Genomic DNA, 14,786 nt, shown 5'->3' on the forward strand with positions numbered 1-14,786 from the left:
GAGACTCCTCAAAGGCCTTCAAGTAGGTAGAATGCCGCAAACCCTACAGCTGCCGGCATCCATCCATGTCCACCCTAGCAGACAACCTTTCCGCGATTTCCGCCCGTATCGCCAGTGCTGCCCAGGCAGCCGGGCGCGATCCGGCCAGCGTCCAGTTGCTGGCCGTGAGCAAGACCAAGCCCGCCAGCGCCATCCGCGAGGTCCATGCCGCCGGCGTGCGCGACTTCGGGGAAAACTACCTACAGGAAGCGCTGACAAAGCAGCAGGCGCTCAGCGACTTGCCCTTGATCTGGCACTTCATCGGCCCCATTCAGTCGAACAAGACCAAAGCCATCGCCGAGCATTTCGACTGGGTGCATTCCGTGGACCGCCTGAAAATCGCCCAACGTCTGTCCGAGCAGCGCCCTGCCGGGCTGGCACCATTGAACATCTGCCTACAGGTGAACGTCAGTGGTGAAGACAGCAAGTCCGGCTGCGCCCCCGCCGACCTGCCGGCACTGGCCAAGGCGGTAGCCGCATTGCCCAATTTGCGCCTGCGCGGGCTGATGGCAATCCCCGAACCCACCGATGACCGCGCTGCCCAGGAGACCGCCTTCGCCAGCCTGCGTAAGCTGCAGGAAGGCCTGGATCTTGGCCTGGACACCCTGTCCATGGGCATGAGCCACGACCTGGAAGCGGCCATTGCCCAGGGTGCGACCTGGGTACGCATCGGCACCGCCCTGTTCGGCGCGCGCGACTACGGCAACACCTGATTCTATGCTTCACTCACTCTTTTCCACAAGGACCTGACATGAGCAAGACTCGCATTGCCTTTATCGGCGCCGGCAACATGGCCGCCAGCCTGATCGGTGGCCTGCGTGCCCAGGGCCTGGAAGCTTCGCAGATCCGCGCCAGCGACCCGGGCGCCGAGACCCGAAGCCGCATCCAGGCCGAGCACGGCATCGAAACCTTCGAGAACAACGCCCAGGCCATCGACGGCGCCGACGTCATCGTGCTGGCAGTCAAGCCACAGGTCATGAAAGCCGTGTGCCAGGCCCTGCAACCCAACCTGCAGGATGGCCAGCTGATCGTGTCCATCGCCGCCGGCATCACCTGCGCCAGCCTGCAAAGCTGGGTGGGCACTCGCCCTGTTGTACGCTGCATGCCCAACACCCCGGCACTGCTGCGCCAGGGCGTAAGCGGCCTGTACGCCACTGCTGAAGTGTCTGCCGAGCAGCGCCAGCAGGCCGAACAACTGCTGTCGGCCGTGGGCACTGCCCTGTGGCTGGAGCAGGAACAACAACTGGATGCTGTGACCGCTGTGTCCGGCAGCGGCCCTGCGTACTTCTTCCTGCTGATCGAGGCCATGACCGCAGCAGGCGAAAAACTCGGCCTGCCACGTGAAACCGCTTCCCAGCTGACCTTGCAGACCGCGCTTGGCGCTGCCCGCATGGCCGTTGCCAGCGATGTCGATGCCGCCGAACTGCGCCGCCGCGTCACCTCGCCCGCCGGCACCACGGAAGCGGCGATCACGTCGTTCCAGGCCAGCGGTTTCGAAGCCATCGTCGAGCAGGCACTGCAGGCTGCGGCCACGCGCTCCGCCGAGCTGGCCGAACAACTGGGCAAATAAGGAGCTTTAGATGAATGCACTGTCCGGCGCCGCGATCTTCGTGGTGCAAACCCTGGTCAGCCTGTACCTGGTGATCGTTCTGCTGCGCTTTGTCCTGCAACTGGTCAAAGCCAACTTCTACAACCCGCTGTGCCAGTTCGCGGTGCGTGCCACCCAGCCACTGCTCAAGCCCATCCGCCGGATCATCCCCAGCATCGGCGGGCTGGACACCTCGTCGCTGCTGCTGGCGGTTATCATCCAGGCCCTGCTGATGGGCTTCGTGCTGATGGTCACCTACGGCACTTTCGGCGACATCCTGCACCTGCTGATGTGGGCAATCATCGGCATCACCTCGCTGTTCCTGAAGATTTTCTGGGTGGCGATGATCGTGATGGTGATCGTTTCGTGGGTTGCGCCCAACAGCCACAACCCGGCGGCCGAGCTGGCCTACCAGATCAGCGAGCCGGTGCTGGCACCGTTCCGCCGCATCGTGCCCAACCTGGGTGGGATGGATATCTCGCCAATCTTCGCCTTCCTGGCGATCCAGGTGATCCAGTCGTTCGTCATGCCCCCACTGGCCGCCTACGCCAGCATGCCACAAGAACTGTGGCGCATGATCTGACCCTGGTTGCTTCCAGTGGCAAGCCTTTGCTTGCCGCTGGGGGTAGCGCTCTTTAGACTTACGCCTCCGTCAAGCGTGAGCAGGGTCGATGTCCACTGTCTTTCCCGAAGATTCCGTCGGTCTGGTAGTACCGCAAACCGCCCGGTTCGATGAACCGCTGGCACTGGCCTGTGGTCGCTCCCTGGCCAGTTACGATCTGGTCTACGAGACCTATGGCACCCTGAACGCCAGCGCGAGCAACGCCGTGCTGATCTGCCATGCCCTGTCCGGCCACCACCATGCCGCTGGCTACCATGCCGCCACCGACCGCAAGCCGGGCTGGTGGGACAGCTGCATCGGCCCAGGCAAGCCGATCGACACCAACCGTTTCTTCGTGGTCAGCCTGAACAACCTGGGTGGCTGCAATGGCAGCACCGGCCCCAGCAGCATCAACCCGGCGACCGGCAAGCCCTATGGCGCCGACTTCCCCGTGCTGACTGTCGAAGACTGGGTGCACAGCCAGGCACGCCTGGCAGACCGCCTGGGCATTGCGCAATGGGCGGCCATCGTCGGTGGCAGCCTCGGCGGCATGCAGGCGCTGCAATGGACCATGACCTACCCCGAGCGCGTACGCCATTGCGTCGACATCGCCTCGGCACCCAAGTTGTCGGCACAGAACATCGCCTTCAACGAAGTCGCACGCCAGGCCATCCTCACCGACCCCGAGTTCCACGGCGGTTCGTTCCAGGACCAGGGTGTAATCCCCAAACGTGGCCTGATGCTGGCGCGCATGGTCGGCCACATCACCTACCTGTCCGACGACTCGATGGGTGAAAAGTTTGGCCGTGAGCTGAAAAGTGACAAGCTCAACTACGACTTCCACAGTGTCGAGTTCCAGGTGGAAAGCTACCTGCGCTACCAGGGCGAGGAGTTTTCCGGCCGTTTCGACGCCAACACCTACCTGCTGATGACCAAGGCGCTGGACTATTTCGACCCGGCCGCCGCCCAGGGCGGTGACCTGGCTGCCACTCTGGCCCACGTCAAGGCGGACTACTGCATCATGTCGTTCACAACCGACTGGCGCTTCTCGCCGGCCCGTTCGCGCGAGATCGTCGACGCCCTGATGGCGGCACGCAAGAACGTCTGCTACCTGGAGATCGACTCGCCTTACGGGCACGATGCCTTCCTGATCCCCACACCTCGCTACATGCAGGGTTTCTCGAACTACATGAACCGCATTGCCATCTGAGGACAGCATGAGAGCCGATCTGGAAATCATCCACGACTGGATCCCCGCCGGCAGCCGGGTACTCGACCTGGGCTGCGGCAGCGGCGAACTGCTGGCCTCGCTGCGTGACCGCAAGCAGGTCACCGGCTATGGCCTGGAGATCGACGCCGACAACATCGCCGCCTGCGTGGCCAAGGGCGTCAACGTCATCGAGCAGGACCTGGACAAGGGCCTGGGCAACTTCGCCAGCAACAGCTTCGACGTGGTCATCATGACCCAGGCCCTGCAGGCCGTGGAGTACCCCGACCGCATCCTCGACGAGATGCTGCGCGTGGGCCGCCAGTGCATCATCACCTTCCCCAACTTCGGCCACTGGCGCTGCCGCTGGTACCTGGCCACCAAGGGCCGCATGCCGGTATCGGACTTCATGCCGTATACCTGGTACAACACGCCGAACATCCACTTCTGCACCTTCGCCGACTTCGAAGAGCTGGTGCACGAACGCCGGGCGAAGGTGCTCGACCGCCTGGCCGTCGACAACATGCACCGCAACGGGTGGGGTGGCCGGCTTTGGCCTAATCTTCTAGGTGAGATCGGCATCTATCGCGTCAGCAGCCCGGGCCTGCAAGAGCACCAGCTCGCGGTCTGACGCCCACCGGAGGAATCGCCCCATGCGTCGCCTAGCCCTGTTCCTGATCAGCCTGTGCCTGGCCTTGCCGGTACTGGCTGCCGATGCCGCCCGCCCCGAGCGCAAGGAAGTGTTTGGCGACGTGACGGTGCATTACAGCGCGTTCACGTCGAGCATGCTCACACCCGAAGTGGCCGCAGCCACCGGCCTTGTACGCAGCAAGAACCAGGGCGTGCTCAACATTGCCGTGCTCAAGGCCAACAAACCCGCCATGGCGGTGGTCAGCGGCACGGTCAAGGACCTGACCGGGCGCAGCAGCCCGCTGTCGTTCAAGCAGATTACCGAACAGGGCGCGGTGTACTACATCGCCCAGTTCAAGATCGAACAGCCAGAAACCGTCACCTTCGACCTGAATATCGAAACCGGCGGAATCAGCAATTCCCTCAGCTTCAACCAGGAAGTTTTCCCCGGCGAATGATGAATTTCCAGCAACTCGTATTGGCCAGCCATAATGCTGGCAAACTCAAGGAACTCCAGGCCATGCTCGGCCAGTCCGTGCAGCTGCGCTCGATTGGTGAATTCAGCCAGGTCGAGCCGGAAGAAACCGGCCTGTCGTTCGTCGAGAACGCCATCCTCAAGGCGCGCAACGCCGCACGAATCTCAGGCCTGCCGGCCTTGGCCGACGATTCCGGCCTGGCGGTGGACTTCCTCGGTGGCGCGCCAGGCATCTACTCGGCGCGCTATGCCGACGGCAAGGGTGACGCGGCCAACAACGCCAAGCTGCTGGAAGCCCTGAAGGACGTGCCCGAAGCCGAGCGTGGCGCGCAGTTCGTCTGCGTGCTAGCGCTGGTGCGCCATGCCGACGACCCGCTGCCGATCCTGTGCGAAGGCTTGTGGCACGGCAGCATCCTCTTCGAGGCCAGCGGCGAGCACGGCTTTGGCTACGACCCGCTGTTCTGGGTGCCGGAGCGCAACTGCTCCAGCGCCGACCTGGCCCCTGTGGACAAAAACCAGCTTAGCCACCGCGCCCGTGCCATGGCCCTGCTGCGCCAACGTCTGGGCCTGGCATGATCGCAACGCTGTCCACCCCCGGCGCGGTAGGCTTTACCAACCTGCCGCCGCTGGCGCTGTACATCCACATCCCGTGGTGTGTACGCAAATGCCCTTACTGCGACTTCAACTCCCACGCTGCCGGGCCTGAACTGCCGGAGGACGCCTACGTCACGGCGCTATTGGACGACCTCGATCAAGAGCTTGTTGCCGCACAGGGCCGTCCCATTAGCTCGATCTTCTTCGGTGGCGGCACGCCCAGCCTGTTCAGCGCCAACGCCCTTGGCCGGCTGCTGCGCGGTGTAGAACAGCGCATCCCGTTCGCGCCGGAGATCGAGATCACCCTGGAAGCCAACCCAGGCACGTTCGAGCAGGACAAGTTCAAGGCCTACCGGCAAACCGGCATCAACCGCCTGTCCATCGGTGTGCAGAGTTTCCAGCCGGCCAAGCTGGAGGCACTGGGGCGCATCCACAATGGCGATGAAGCGGTCCGTGCTGCCGGCATGGCGCGTGCGGCCGGTTTCGACAACTTCAACATGGACCTTATGCACGGCCTGCCCGACCAGTCGCTGGATGATGCGCTGGGCGACCTGCGCCAGGCCATCGACCTGGGGCCAACCCACTTGTCGTGGTACCAGCTGACCGTTGAACCAAACACGGTGTTCTGGAACCAGCCGCCAGAGCTGCCCGAAGACGACATTCTCTGGGACATCCAGGAAGCCGGCCAAGCACTGATGGCTGAGCATGGCTTTCGCCAGTACGAGGTCTCGGCCTATGCCCAGGCGGACCGCGCCGCGCGACACAACCTCAACTACTGGCGCTTCGGCGACTTCATCGGCATCGGCGCCGGTGCCCACGGCAAGCTGACCTTTGCCGATGGGCGCATCCTGCGCACCTGGAAGACCCGTCTGCCCAAGGACTACCTGAACCTGGCCAAGCCGTTCAAAGCCGGCGAGAAGCTGCTGCCGGTCGACGAGCTGCCGTTCGAGTTCCTGATGAACGCCCTGCGCCTGACTGAAGGCGTGGAAGCCGAGCTGTTCACCCAGCGCACAGGTTTGCCACTGGAGCAACTGCGCGAGGCACGCCACGCTGCCGAACAAAAGGGCCTTTTACAGGTCGAACCGGATCGACTGGTAGCCACGCCAAGGGGCCAGTTGTTCCTCAATGACTTGCTGCAGTATTTCTTGACCTAAGGATGACCCATGGATCTGGTACTTGATCTGCTCGCGACGGTTTCCCGCTGGAGCCGCGGTAACCTGTCGGAGATTTCACTGGCCTTGGTAGGCTGCCTGCTGGTGCTGTTCGGCAGTGATGTCAAAGCCTGGGCCGAGCAACGCATTGGTGGCCTGGCGGGCGCATTGCGTGTGCCGTTCATGGCGCTGATGGTGATGATCGGCAGCGGTGCGGCGCTAATCTATGCCACACCGTGGGTGGTGAAGGGGTTGAGCCAGTTCAACAACTACGCGCTGGCGCCGGTGCTGTTGGTGGTGCTGGTGTTGATTGGTGTGGTGGCGGATCGCCGCGGGTAAGCATTGCTAAAAGCTGCCCCGGGATACCAGGGCAGCCCTACCACCTGACTAGCCTTTAACGGGCATCATCGAAGTGGTCGCGCATGAAATCCCGAAACGGTCTTGAGCAAGGTCAAGATCCGAATGAGCTTCCAAACACGGCTCAGCGCATCAAGCAATCGCTTCATATGCCTTGGCCTCCATGTTGGCGGGCCAATCTTCCAGCATCTAACCGGCACTTCGATGCCTTCGAAAACCAGGTGAAGGCTTTCAGTGAAGTGGCCAGGTCAATGGCCCTTCGATAAACATTTACCGGCACGGTTCTCAGGCCGTGTCGAAGGGGCCGGAAAGCAGCATTCTTCTCCTACCCGGCCCATCACTGAATCCATCCACAAGGGAGCCATGCGATGATATGTGGAGCAGCCTCCCAAAGCTGTTAACAGCTCCGACACACGTGATGCCGCATGTTTTCATGCATTGACGCGCTTTCGCGGGCTACCTATGATCGTTCTACCAGGTGGGGGTTTTCAGTGAAGTCCCAGAGCGAAGGATACTCAGTCCTGTCGCTCACAAAAAAACCGCCTTTCTCAAGGCGGTTTTTTTCGCCTGCATTTCTGCAAGCACCAGCACATCGAAAGGCCGTATCAGCCGATCAATCCACCTTCTCGAACTTCAAGTCCCACACCCCATGCCCTAGTCGCTCGCCGCGGCGTTCGAACTTGGTGATCGGGCGCTCTTCCGGGCGTGGCACATAGGTGCCGTCGGCCGCACGGTTGCGATAACCCGGCGCAGCACTCATCACTTCCAGCATGTACTCGGCATACGGCTCCCAGTCGGTCGCCATGTGGAACACCCCACCCGGCTTGAGCTTGCGCCGTACCAACTCGGCAAACTCCAGCTGGACGATGCGGCGCTTGTGGTGGCGCGCCTTGTGCCATGGGTCGGGGAAGAACAGCATCAAGCGGTCGAGGCTGTTGTCCGCCACGCAGCGGTTCAGCACTTCGATGGCATCGCAGTCATACACCCGCAGGTTCTTCAGGTTCTGGGTCAGCACGCCGTTGAGCAGCGCACCCACGCCCGGACGGTGCACTTCCACACCGATAAAGTCCTGTTCAGGCGCGGCAGCCGCCATTTCCAGCAGGGAATGGCCCATGCCGAAGCCGATCTCCAGGGTACGCGGCGCCGAACGGCCGAATACCTGGTCGTAGTCCACCTGGCTGTCAGCCAGCGGCAGGATATACAGCGGACCGCCCTGGTCCAGGCCGCGCTGCTGGCCTTCGGTCATGCGCCCGGCACGCATCACGAAGCTCTTGATGCGGCGGTGCGGGCGGGCGTCGCCGTCAGGGGTGATCGGCGTATCGTGCGATTCAGTCATCAGGGGCTCTTACTTGATCAGACCATCCAGCGGCGAAGAGGCGCTGGCGTAGAGTTTTTTCGGCATACGGCCGGCCAGGTAGGCCAGGCGACCGGCAACGATGGCGTGCTTCATGGCTTCGGCCATCAGCACTGGCTGCTGGGCGTGGGCGATGGCCGAGTTCATCAGCACCGCCTCGCAGCCCATTTCCATGGCGATGGTGGCGTCGGAAGCGGTACCTACGCCGGCATCGACCAGCACCGGCACCTTGGATTCTTCCAGGATGATCTGCAGGTTGTAGGGGTTGCAGATACCCAGGCCGGTGCCAATCAGGCCAGCCAGCGGCATGACCGCAATGCAGCCGGCTTCAGCCAGCTGACGGGCGATGATCGGGTCGTCGCTGGTGTACACCATCACGTCGAAACCTTCCTTGACCAGCACTTCGGCGGCCTTGAGGGTTTCGATGACGTTGGGGAACAGGGTTTTCTGGTCGGCCAGCACTTCCAGCTTTACCAGCGTGCGGGATTCGTGCGACTTGCGCCCATCCAGCAGTTCACGAGCCAGACGGCAGGTGCGCACCGCTTCCACCGCGTCAAAGCAGCCTGCCGTGTTCGGCAGGATGGTGTACTTGTCGGGCGACAGTACGTCGAGCAGGTTCGGCTCGCCCGCATTCTGGCCAAGGTTGGTGCGGCGCACGGCGACGGTGACGATTTCGGCACCCGAGGCCTCGGTGGCCAGGCGGGTTTCTTCCATGTCACGGTACTTGCCGGTACCGACCAGCAGGCGCGACTGGAAAGTGCGCCCGGCCAGGGTGAAGGGCTTGTCGCTACGAACGTTGCTCATCGTTGTTCCTCGGGAAAAGGTTGCAGGGCTAGCTTGTGAACCGCCGGGCTGCTGTCAGCCGCCACCAATGGCGTGGACCACTTCGACCTGGTCGCCGTCGTTCAGCAGCGTGCTGTCGTGCTGGCTACGCGGCACGATATCCAGGTTCAGTTCCACTGCGACACGGCGCCCGGCCAGCTCAAGGCGGGTCAGCAGGGCTGCAACGCTTTCGCCAGCAGGCAGTTCGTAAGGTTCACCGTTCAGTTGAATGCGCATGCGCACGGCCACCATTGTTCTTTGGGGCCCGCATTCTAGCGCCGAACCGCCCCGCAACCCAAGGGCGGTGCGCGCCATTAGTCGCGATTGTGGACCACCCGGTCAGCCCAGCCGCCAGGCTGCCAGGCCCAGGCACAGCCAGCCGGCCAGGAAGCACAGGCCGCCAATCGGCGTGATGATGCCCAGCTTGCCCAGGCCGCTGAGGGTCAGCAGGTACAGGCTGCCGGAAAACAGCACGATACCCAGGGCAAACAGGCCGCCAGCCCAGCCCACCAGGCGCCCGGGCAGGTGCGCCGAGAGCACGGCGACACCGAAGATCGCCAGGGCATGCACCAGCTGGTAGGTCACGCCCGTGTGGAAGATCGCCAGGTAGTCTGCCGTCAGGCGGCTTTTCAGGCCGTGGGCGGCGAAGGCACCCAGGGCGACCCCGGTAAAGCCGAAAAAGGCGGCAAGCATCAGGAAGCTGCGAAGCATGGGACGACTCCTTGTATCGGGTCTGTATAATGGCCCCTTCCACCCGTACGGCCAAGCTATCGCCATGCTTCCAACTCTCCTGCGCCGCCTTTCCCGTGCCCTGCTCTGGTTCGCTGCTGGCAGCATCGTGCTGGTCTTGGTGTTCCGCTGGGTGCCGCCGCCCGGTACAGCCTTGATGGTCGAGCGCAAGGTGCAGTCGTGGGTCAGTGGCGAGCCGATCGACCTGCAACGCGACTGGGAGCCGTGGGAGAGCATCTCCGATGAGCTGAAGGTTGCCGTCATTGCGGGTGAGGACCAGAAGTTCGCCAGCCACTGGGGGTTCGATATCCCGGCCATCCAGGCGGCGCTGGCCTACAACGAGCGCGGCGGGAATGTTCGCGGGGCCAGCACCCTGACCCAGCAAGTGGCCAAGAACCTGTTCTTGTGGTCTGGGCGCAGCTGGTTCCGTAAAGGGCTGGAGGCCTGGTTCACGGCCCTGATCGAGTTGTTCTGGTCGAAAGAACGCATTCTCGAGGTCTATCTCAACAGTGCCGAATGGGGCAAGGGCGTGTTCGGTGCCCAGGCGGCGGCGCGTTATCACTTTGGTGTCGATGCCAGCCGGCTCAGCCGCCAGCAGGCCGCGCAATTGGCGGCGGTACTGCCGAGTCCGATCAAGTGGAGTGCGAGCCGGCCGAGTGCCTATGTGGCCAGCCGGGCCGGTTGGATTCGCCGGCAGATGAGCCAGTTGGGCGGGCCCAGCTACCTGATGCAGCTCGATTCATCCAGAAAGCGCTGAGGCCTGCACAGCCAACACAAATAAAAAAGCCGCCAACCCTACCCGGGCCAGCGGCTTTTCAATACAACCAGGCTCGATCAGACCGCGATCAACGCCTTGACCTTGTTCATCGCATTCTTCTCCAGCTGGCGAATCCGCTCAGCCGAGACGCTGTACTTGTCTGCCAGCTCATGCAACGTGGCTTTCTCTTCAGCCAACCAGCGCTGGTAGAGAATATCGCGGCTACGCTCATCCAGCCCTTGCAGGGCTTCATGCAGGTTGCTGGTGGAGTTGTCGCTCCAGTCGGCGTCCTCCAACTGCACCGCCGGGTCGTACCGGTGGTCTTCCAGGTAATGCGCAGGCGACTGGAAGGCGCTGTCGTCGTCAGCTTCGGCTGCCGGGTCGAAGGCCATGTCCTGGCCACTCAAACGGCTTTCCATCTCTCGCACTTCACGCGGCTCGACGCCAAGGCTTTCTGCCACGCGATGCACTTCGTCGTTGTTCAGCCAGGCCAGACGCTTCTTCTGGCTGCGCAGGTTGAAGAACAGCTTGCGCTGGGCCTTGGTGGTCGCCACCTTGACGATGCGCCAGTTGCGCAGGATGAACTCGTGGATTTCTGCCTTGATCCAGTGCACGGCGAACGACACCAGGCGCACGCCCATTTCCGGGTTGAAGCGTTTGACCGCTTTCATCAAGCCGACGTTGCCTTCCTGGATCAGGTCGGCCTGGGCCAGCCCGTAGCCTGCGTAGCTACGGGCGATATGTACGACGAAACGCAGGTGGGCCATCACCATTTGACGAGCGGCCTCGACATCCTGCTCATAATAGAGACGCTCGCCCAGATCACGCTCCTGCTCGACCGTCAACAGCGGGATGCTATTGACCGTGTGCACATAGGCTTCCAGGTTCGCACCGGGCACCAGGGCATAGGCAGGTTGCAACGATGTGGTCATTCAAGAACCTCCGACTTACCAAACTCGCGCCTTGTGGGCGCTGCCAACATTGACCTGGAACGACGGTACAAGTTCCGCAGTGAAGAAAATGTCAATGCTGGCACATAAAAACTATCGCGGCGCCAGCTCGTTCAGATGACGAGCGACGGCAATCCATGCACCGATATACCCCAACAACACTGCTCCGATCAAGAGGGACAGACCATCGGACGCAGGCACTCCACCCAGTGCGAAATCACTGCCATACAGCCCGGAAAGCCCTACCACCGCCTCGTTCAGCCAGTTCAGGCCAAACGCCAGGATACCCCACGCCAGCAGGCCCGCACCCAGGCCATACAGGGCCCCCATGTACAGGAAAGGCCGCCGTACATAGGCGTCTGTGCCGCCGACCAGCTTGATGACCTCGATCTCGATTCGGCGGTTTTCAATGTGTAGACGAATTGTGTTACCGATTACTAACAGTAGGGCAGAAATCAGCATCACGGCCAGGCCGAAAACGAAGCGATCACCCAGCTTGAGGATGGCCGCCAAACGCTCGACCCACACCAGGTCCAGTTGCGCCACTTCCACCCGAGGCAGCTCTGAGAGGCGCTGACGCAAGGCTTCCAAGGCTGGTTTGTCGACCTCGCTCGGGGTCACCACCACCACACCCGGCAGCGGGTTGTCGGGCAGCTCACGCAGGGCTTCGCCCAGGCCGGACTGCTGCTGGAATTCCTCCAGCGCCTGCTCGCGGCTGACAAATTGCGCGTCCGCCACGCCAGGCATGCCCTTGATCTCGTCGCGCAGGGCTTCGCCATCGCGGCTGCCGGCATCCAGCTTGAGGTACAGCGAAATCTGCGCAGCGCGCTGCCACGAGCCACCCAGCTGCTCGACGTTTTTCAGCAGCAACGACAGGCCCATGGGCATGCTCAGCGCCACCGCCATCACCAGGCAGGTAAAAAAGCTGCCGATCGGCTGCTTGCCCAGACGGCGCAGGCTGTCGGCCATGCTGGCACGGTGGCTTTCCAGCCAGGCATGCAGCAGCGTACGGAAATCCGGGCCGTCATCGTCTTCACCGCGCTTCTTCTTCGCCGGCTGCGCGTCGGCCGGCTTTGGCGCAACCCGCTCGGAAACCTTTGGCGTACGTGTAGTGCTCATTGCCCGGCCTCCCCATCGCCGATCAAACGGCCGCGCTGCAAAGTCAGCATACGGTGGCGCATGCGCGCAATCAGTGCCAGGTCGTGGCTGGCGATCAATACCGTGGTGCCCAGGCGGTTGATGTCTTCGAACACGCCCATGATCTCTGCGGCCAGGCGCGGGTCGAGGTTACCGGTAGGTTCGTCGGCCAGCAGCAGGGCCGGCTGGTGGACGATGGCGCGGGCGATACCCACCCGCTGCTGCTGCCCGGTGGACAGGTCGGCCGGGAACAGCTCGCCCTTGTCAGACAGCGACACACGCTCCAGGGCCGAGTCCACCCGCTTGGCGATTTCGGCCTTGGACAAGCCAAGGATCTGCAGCGGCAAGGCGATGTTGTTGAACACGGTGCGGTCGAACAACAGCTGGTGGTTCTGGAACACTACGCCGATCTGCCGACGCAGGAACGGGATCTGCGCATTGCTGATCTGGCCCAGGTCCTGCCCGGCCAGCATCAGCTTGCCGCTGGTCGGGCGCTCCATGGCCAGCAGCAGGCGCAGCAAGGTGCTCTTGCCGGCGCCCGAATGACCGGTGACGAACAGGAACTCGCCCCGGCGCGCCCGGAAACTCAGCTCATGCAAACCCACATGACCATTGGGATAGCGCTTGGCAACCTGTTCGAATCGAATCATGTTCAGTCTCGCTCGGCGAACAGAGCCTTGACGAACGGCTCGGCTTCGAAGGTACGCAGGTCGTCGATGCCTTCACCAACACCGATGAAGCGGATCGGGATGTTGAACTGCTTGGCCAGGGCGAAGATCACCCCGCCCTTGGCAGTGCCGTCCAGCTTGGTCAGGGCCAGGCCGGTCAGCTCGACGCTCTGGTTGAAGTACTTGGCCTGGCTGATGGCGTTCTGGCCGGTGCCGGCATCGAGCACCAGCAGTACCTCGTGTGGCGCATCGGCGTCGAGCTTGCCGATAACCCGACGGACCTTCTTCAGCTCTTCCATCAGGTTGTCTTTGGTGTGCAGACGGCCGGCAGTGTCGGCGATCAGGACGTCGGCGCCACGGGCCTTGGCGGCTTGCACAGCATCGAAGATCACCGACGCGGAGTCGGCGCCAGTATGCTGGGCAATCACTGGAATCTGGTTACGCTCGCCCCACACTTGCAACTGCTCGACCGCTGCGGCACGGAAGGTGTCACCGGCAGCCAGCATCACCTTCTTGCCTTCCAGCTGCAGCTTCTTCGCCAACTTGCCGATGGTGGTGGTCTTGCCGGCGCCGTTCACGCCAACCACCAGGATCACATAGGGTTTGTTCTGCGCCTGCACTTTCAGCGGCTGCTCGACCGGGCGCAGCAGTGCGGCCAGTTCTTCCTGCAGCGACTTGTAAAGCGCGTCGGCGTCGGCCAGCTGCTTGCGTGCGACCTTCTGGGTCAGGTTCTGGACGATGGCCGAGGTGGCTTCCACGCCGACGTCGGCAGTCAGCAGGCGCGTCTCGATTTCGTCGAGCAGGTCGTCGTCGATGACCTTCTTGCCGAGGAACAGGCTGGCCATGCCTTCGCCGATGCTGGCGCTGGTCTTGGACAGGCCCTGCTTCAGGCGGGCAAAGAAGCCGGGTTTGGCTTGTTCGGGAACGGTTGCGGCGGCTGCGGGAGCTGGCTCGGGCTCAACGGGCGCTGCCACCTGACGCTCGGGGATCGCTGGCGGGGCCTTTGGCTCCAGGTCTGGGACCAGGGCGACCGGCTCTTCGGCAACGGGCAGGACCAGGTTGCTGACAGGGGGCTCGACAGCTTGAATGACCGGGGCCGCTACTGGCGCAGGGGGTTCGACCTGCGGGGTGGCAGGCTCCACATTCGCGGGCACGCCCGCTCCCACAGGGGCCGGGGTAACCACTGGGGCAGGTACAGGCTCAAGGACCGGCGCAACCCCTTGGGCGGGTGCAGGCTCTGGGATCGGGGCAACCACTGGGGCGGTTGCCGGCTCAGCAGCCCGAGGGGCCTCAGGTGCAGGTGCGGGGGCTTGTGCAACCACCGTCTCGACCGGAGCAGCTTCAGTGTGCTCGACGGCGGACGACGGCGTTACAGGCTCTGCAGCCTGGGGTTCGGGGGTTTGTGGCTGTTCGGCGACAGGTTGCTGCGGCTTCTTTCGAAACCAGCTGAACAGGCCTTTCTTCTCGCCAGCCTCGGCCGGCGCTTTTTTGTCGTCGTTGGAACCAAACATGGAGGACGGCTATCTCAGGGTAGCGATGGGCCAGCAACGGCACATCGGGAATTCTCTCTACGCAGAACAGACTATCTTGAAGCCGGCTGGTTCATGCGCAACGTTTTGTCTTAGTGTCCTGTGGGCCAGAACGGCGACAGGCATGGTCGCCAGGCAACCGGATCAGTATCCTAGCACCTCCTGGCCCGTCGACGCTAAACCCAGCGGGCCGCCGAA

Annotated in this window: 18 protein-coding genes; 10 read left to right on the forward strand and 8 right to left on the reverse strand. The window is 62.9% G+C overall.

Features of this window, described 5'->3' with window-relative positions:
• The first annotated feature begins 65 nt into the window (after positions 1–65).
• The 9 genes from QQL85_RS06505 (at position 66) to QQL85_RS06545 (ending at position 6,624) form a co-directional block, all read left to right on the forward strand.
• Entirely contained in the window at positions 66–752 is a 687-nt protein-coding gene (locus QQL85_RS06505) for a YggS family pyridoxal phosphate-dependent enzyme (RefSeq protein WP_284353123.1), read from the forward strand.
• Between the two features lie 38 nt (positions 753–790).
• The gene (gene proC / locus QQL85_RS06510; protein ID WP_284353122.1) at positions 791–1,609 is read left to right on the forward strand and encodes a pyrroline-5-carboxylate reductase; all 819 of its coding nucleotides are present in this window, start codon (positions 791–793) and stop codon (positions 1,607–1,609) included.
• A gap of 10 nt (positions 1,610–1,619) precedes the next feature.
• A complete protein-coding gene (locus tag QQL85_RS06515; protein ID WP_284353121.1) occupies positions 1,620–2,210 on the forward strand; it encodes a YggT family protein in 591 nt (196 codons plus the stop codon).
• An 88-nt stretch (positions 2,211–2,298) separates the two neighbouring features.
• Positions 2,299–3,438, forward strand: a complete 1,140-nt coding sequence (gene metX / locus QQL85_RS06520; protein ID WP_284353120.1) for a homoserine O-succinyltransferase MetX — start codon at positions 2,299–2,301, stop codon at positions 3,436–3,438.
• Positions 3,439–3,445: 7 nt separating this feature from the next.
• Entirely contained in the window at positions 3,446–4,066 is a 621-nt protein-coding gene (gene metW / locus QQL85_RS06525) for a methionine biosynthesis protein MetW (protein WP_284353119.1), read from the forward strand.
• Between the two features lie 22 nt (positions 4,067–4,088).
• The gene (locus QQL85_RS06530; protein ID WP_264311179.1) at positions 4,089–4,523 is read left to right on the forward strand and encodes a DUF4426 domain-containing protein; all 435 of its coding nucleotides are present in this window, start codon (positions 4,089–4,091) and stop codon (positions 4,521–4,523) included.
• The gene (rdgB, locus tag QQL85_RS06535; RefSeq protein WP_019097207.1) at positions 4,520–5,116 is read left to right on the forward strand and encodes an RdgB/HAM1 family non-canonical purine NTP pyrophosphatase; all 597 of its coding nucleotides are present in this window, start codon (positions 4,520–4,522) and stop codon (positions 5,114–5,116) included. The genes QQL85_RS06530 and rdgB overlap by 4 nt, the downstream gene beginning before the upstream one ends.
• The gene (hemW, locus tag QQL85_RS06540; protein ID WP_284353118.1) at positions 5,113–6,288 is read left to right on the forward strand and encodes a radical SAM family heme chaperone HemW; all 1,176 of its coding nucleotides are present in this window, start codon (positions 5,113–5,115) and stop codon (positions 6,286–6,288) included. Before rdgB ends, hemW begins: the two co-directional genes overlap by 4 nt.
• 9 nt (positions 6,289–6,297) lie before the next feature.
• Positions 6,298–6,624: a DUF3392 domain-containing protein gene (locus tag QQL85_RS06545; protein WP_284353117.1), complete on the forward strand. Its 327-nt coding sequence runs from the start codon at positions 6,298–6,300 to the stop codon at positions 6,622–6,624.
• 631 nt (positions 6,625–7,255) lie between these two features.
• Here the strand turns inward: QQL85_RS06545 and trmB are convergent.
• The 4 genes from trmB to QQL85_RS06565 all read right to left on the reverse strand — a co-directional run bounded on the left by trmB (position 7,256) and on the right by QQL85_RS06565 (position 9,529).
• A complete protein-coding gene (trmB, locus tag QQL85_RS06550) occupies positions 7,256–7,978 on the reverse strand; it encodes a tRNA (guanosine(46)-N7)-methyltransferase TrmB (protein WP_284353116.1) in 723 nt (240 codons plus the stop codon).
• Positions 7,979–7,987: 9 nt separating this feature from the next.
• The gene (locus QQL85_RS06555) at positions 7,988–8,800 is read right to left on the reverse strand and encodes a thiazole synthase (protein WP_019097203.1); all 813 of its coding nucleotides are present in this window, start codon (positions 8,798–8,800) and stop codon (positions 7,988–7,990) included.
• A 54-nt stretch (positions 8,801–8,854) separates the two neighbouring features.
• Positions 8,855–9,055 (reverse strand): sulfur carrier protein ThiS, encoded by a 201-nt coding sequence (gene thiS, locus QQL85_RS06560; protein WP_012274654.1) that lies wholly within the window; start codon positions 9,053–9,055, stop codon positions 8,855–8,857.
• A gap of 102 nt (positions 9,056–9,157) precedes the next feature.
• A complete protein-coding gene (locus QQL85_RS06565; protein ID WP_234226522.1) occupies positions 9,158–9,529 on the reverse strand; it encodes a DUF423 domain-containing protein in 372 nt (123 codons plus the stop codon).
• A 64-nt stretch (positions 9,530–9,593) separates the two neighbouring features.
• Here QQL85_RS06565 and mtgA point away from each other — a divergent pair, with 64 nt between their 5' ends.
• Entirely contained in the window at positions 9,594–10,304 is a 711-nt protein-coding gene (mtgA, locus tag QQL85_RS06570; protein WP_284353115.1) for a monofunctional biosynthetic peptidoglycan transglycosylase, read from the forward strand.
• 77 nt (positions 10,305–10,381) lie between these two features.
• Here mtgA and rpoH read toward each other — a convergent pair whose 3' ends face one another.
• The 4 genes from rpoH to ftsY form a co-directional block, all read right to left on the reverse strand.
• Positions 10,382–11,236 carry an RNA polymerase sigma factor RpoH gene (rpoH, locus tag QQL85_RS06575; RefSeq protein WP_015272155.1) on the reverse strand — a complete coding sequence of 285 codons (855 nt, stop codon included), beginning with the start codon at positions 11,234–11,236 and terminating at the stop codon, positions 10,382–10,384.
• Between the two features lie 111 nt (positions 11,237–11,347).
• Complete coding sequence (gene ftsX, locus QQL85_RS06580) at positions 11,348–12,373, reverse strand: permease-like cell division protein FtsX (RefSeq protein ID WP_284353114.1); 1,026 nt, start codon at positions 12,371–12,373, stop codon at positions 11,348–11,350.
• On the reverse strand, positions 12,370–13,041 hold the full coding sequence (gene ftsE, locus QQL85_RS06585; RefSeq protein WP_012274659.1) for a cell division ATP-binding protein FtsE: 672 nt from the start codon (positions 13,039–13,041) through the stop codon (positions 12,370–12,372). The genes ftsX and ftsE overlap by 4 nt, the downstream gene beginning before the upstream one ends.
• A 2-nt stretch (positions 13,042–13,043) precedes the next feature.
• Positions 13,044–14,570, reverse strand: a complete 1,527-nt coding sequence (gene ftsY, locus QQL85_RS06590; RefSeq protein ID WP_284353113.1) for a signal recognition particle-docking protein FtsY — start codon at positions 14,568–14,570, stop codon at positions 13,044–13,046.
• Positions 14,571–14,786: the final 216 nt, after the last annotated feature.

The sequence above is a fragment of the Pseudomonas putida genome (genome assembly GCF_030159595.1).
Classification (GTDB): Bacteria; Pseudomonadota; Gammaproteobacteria; order Pseudomonadales; family Pseudomonadaceae; genus Aquipseudomonas; species Aquipseudomonas putida_AC.

What these genes read in the sequence shown, in the direction of transcription:
- QQL85_RS06505 (WP_284353123.1), top strand. Translation starts at nt 66, where the DNA reads ATGTCCACCCTAGCAGACAACCTTTCCGCGATTTCCGCCCGTATCGCC.
- proC (WP_284353122.1), top strand. Translation starts at nt 791, where the DNA reads ATGAGCAAGACTCGCATTGCCTTTATCGGCGCCGGCAACATGGCCGCC.
- QQL85_RS06515 (WP_284353121.1), top strand. Translation starts at nt 1,620, where the DNA reads ATGAATGCACTGTCCGGCGCCGCGATCTTCGTGGTGCAAACCCTGGTC.
- metX (WP_284353120.1), top strand. Translation starts at nt 2,299, where the DNA reads ATGTCCACTGTCTTTCCCGAAGATTCCGTCGGTCTGGTAGTACCGCAA.
- metW (WP_284353119.1), top strand. Translation starts at nt 3,446, where the DNA reads ATGAGAGCCGATCTGGAAATCATCCACGACTGGATCCCCGCCGGCAGC.
- QQL85_RS06530 (WP_264311179.1), top strand. Translation starts at nt 4,089, where the DNA reads ATGCGTCGCCTAGCCCTGTTCCTGATCAGCCTGTGCCTGGCCTTGCCG.
- rdgB (WP_019097207.1), top strand. Translation starts at nt 4,520, where the DNA reads ATGATGAATTTCCAGCAACTCGTATTGGCCAGCCATAATGCTGGCAAA.
- hemW (WP_284353118.1), top strand. Translation starts at nt 5,113, where the DNA reads ATGATCGCAACGCTGTCCACCCCCGGCGCGGTAGGCTTTACCAACCTG.
- QQL85_RS06545 (WP_284353117.1), top strand. Translation starts at nt 6,298, where the DNA reads ATGGATCTGGTACTTGATCTGCTCGCGACGGTTTCCCGCTGGAGCCGC.
- trmB (WP_284353116.1), bottom strand. Translation starts at nt 7,978, where the DNA reads ATGACTGAATCGCACGATACGCCGATCACCCCTGACGGCGACGCCCGC.
- QQL85_RS06555 (WP_019097203.1), bottom strand. Translation starts at nt 8,800, where the DNA reads ATGAGCAACGTTCGTAGCGACAAGCCCTTCACCCTGGCCGGGCGCACT.
- thiS (WP_012274654.1), bottom strand. Translation starts at nt 9,055, where the DNA reads ATGCGCATTCAACTGAACGGTGAACCTTACGAACTGCCTGCTGGCGAA.
- QQL85_RS06565 (WP_234226522.1), bottom strand. Translation starts at nt 9,529, where the DNA reads ATGCTTCGCAGCTTCCTGATGCTTGCCGCCTTTTTCGGCTTTACCGGG.
- mtgA (WP_284353115.1), top strand. Translation starts at nt 9,594, where the DNA reads ATGCTTCCAACTCTCCTGCGCCGCCTTTCCCGTGCCCTGCTCTGGTTC.
- rpoH (WP_015272155.1), bottom strand. Translation starts at nt 11,236, where the DNA reads ATGACCACATCGTTGCAACCTGCCTATGCCCTGGTGCCCGGTGCGAAC.
- ftsX (WP_284353114.1), bottom strand. Translation starts at nt 12,373, where the DNA reads ATGAGCACTACACGTACGCCAAAGGTTTCCGAGCGGGTTGCGCCAAAG.
- ftsE (WP_012274659.1), bottom strand. Translation starts at nt 13,041, where the DNA reads ATGATTCGATTCGAACAGGTTGCCAAGCGCTATCCCAATGGTCATGTG.
- ftsY (WP_284353113.1), bottom strand. Translation starts at nt 14,570, where the DNA reads ATGTTTGGTTCCAACGACGACAAAAAAGCGCCGGCCGAGGCTGGCGAG.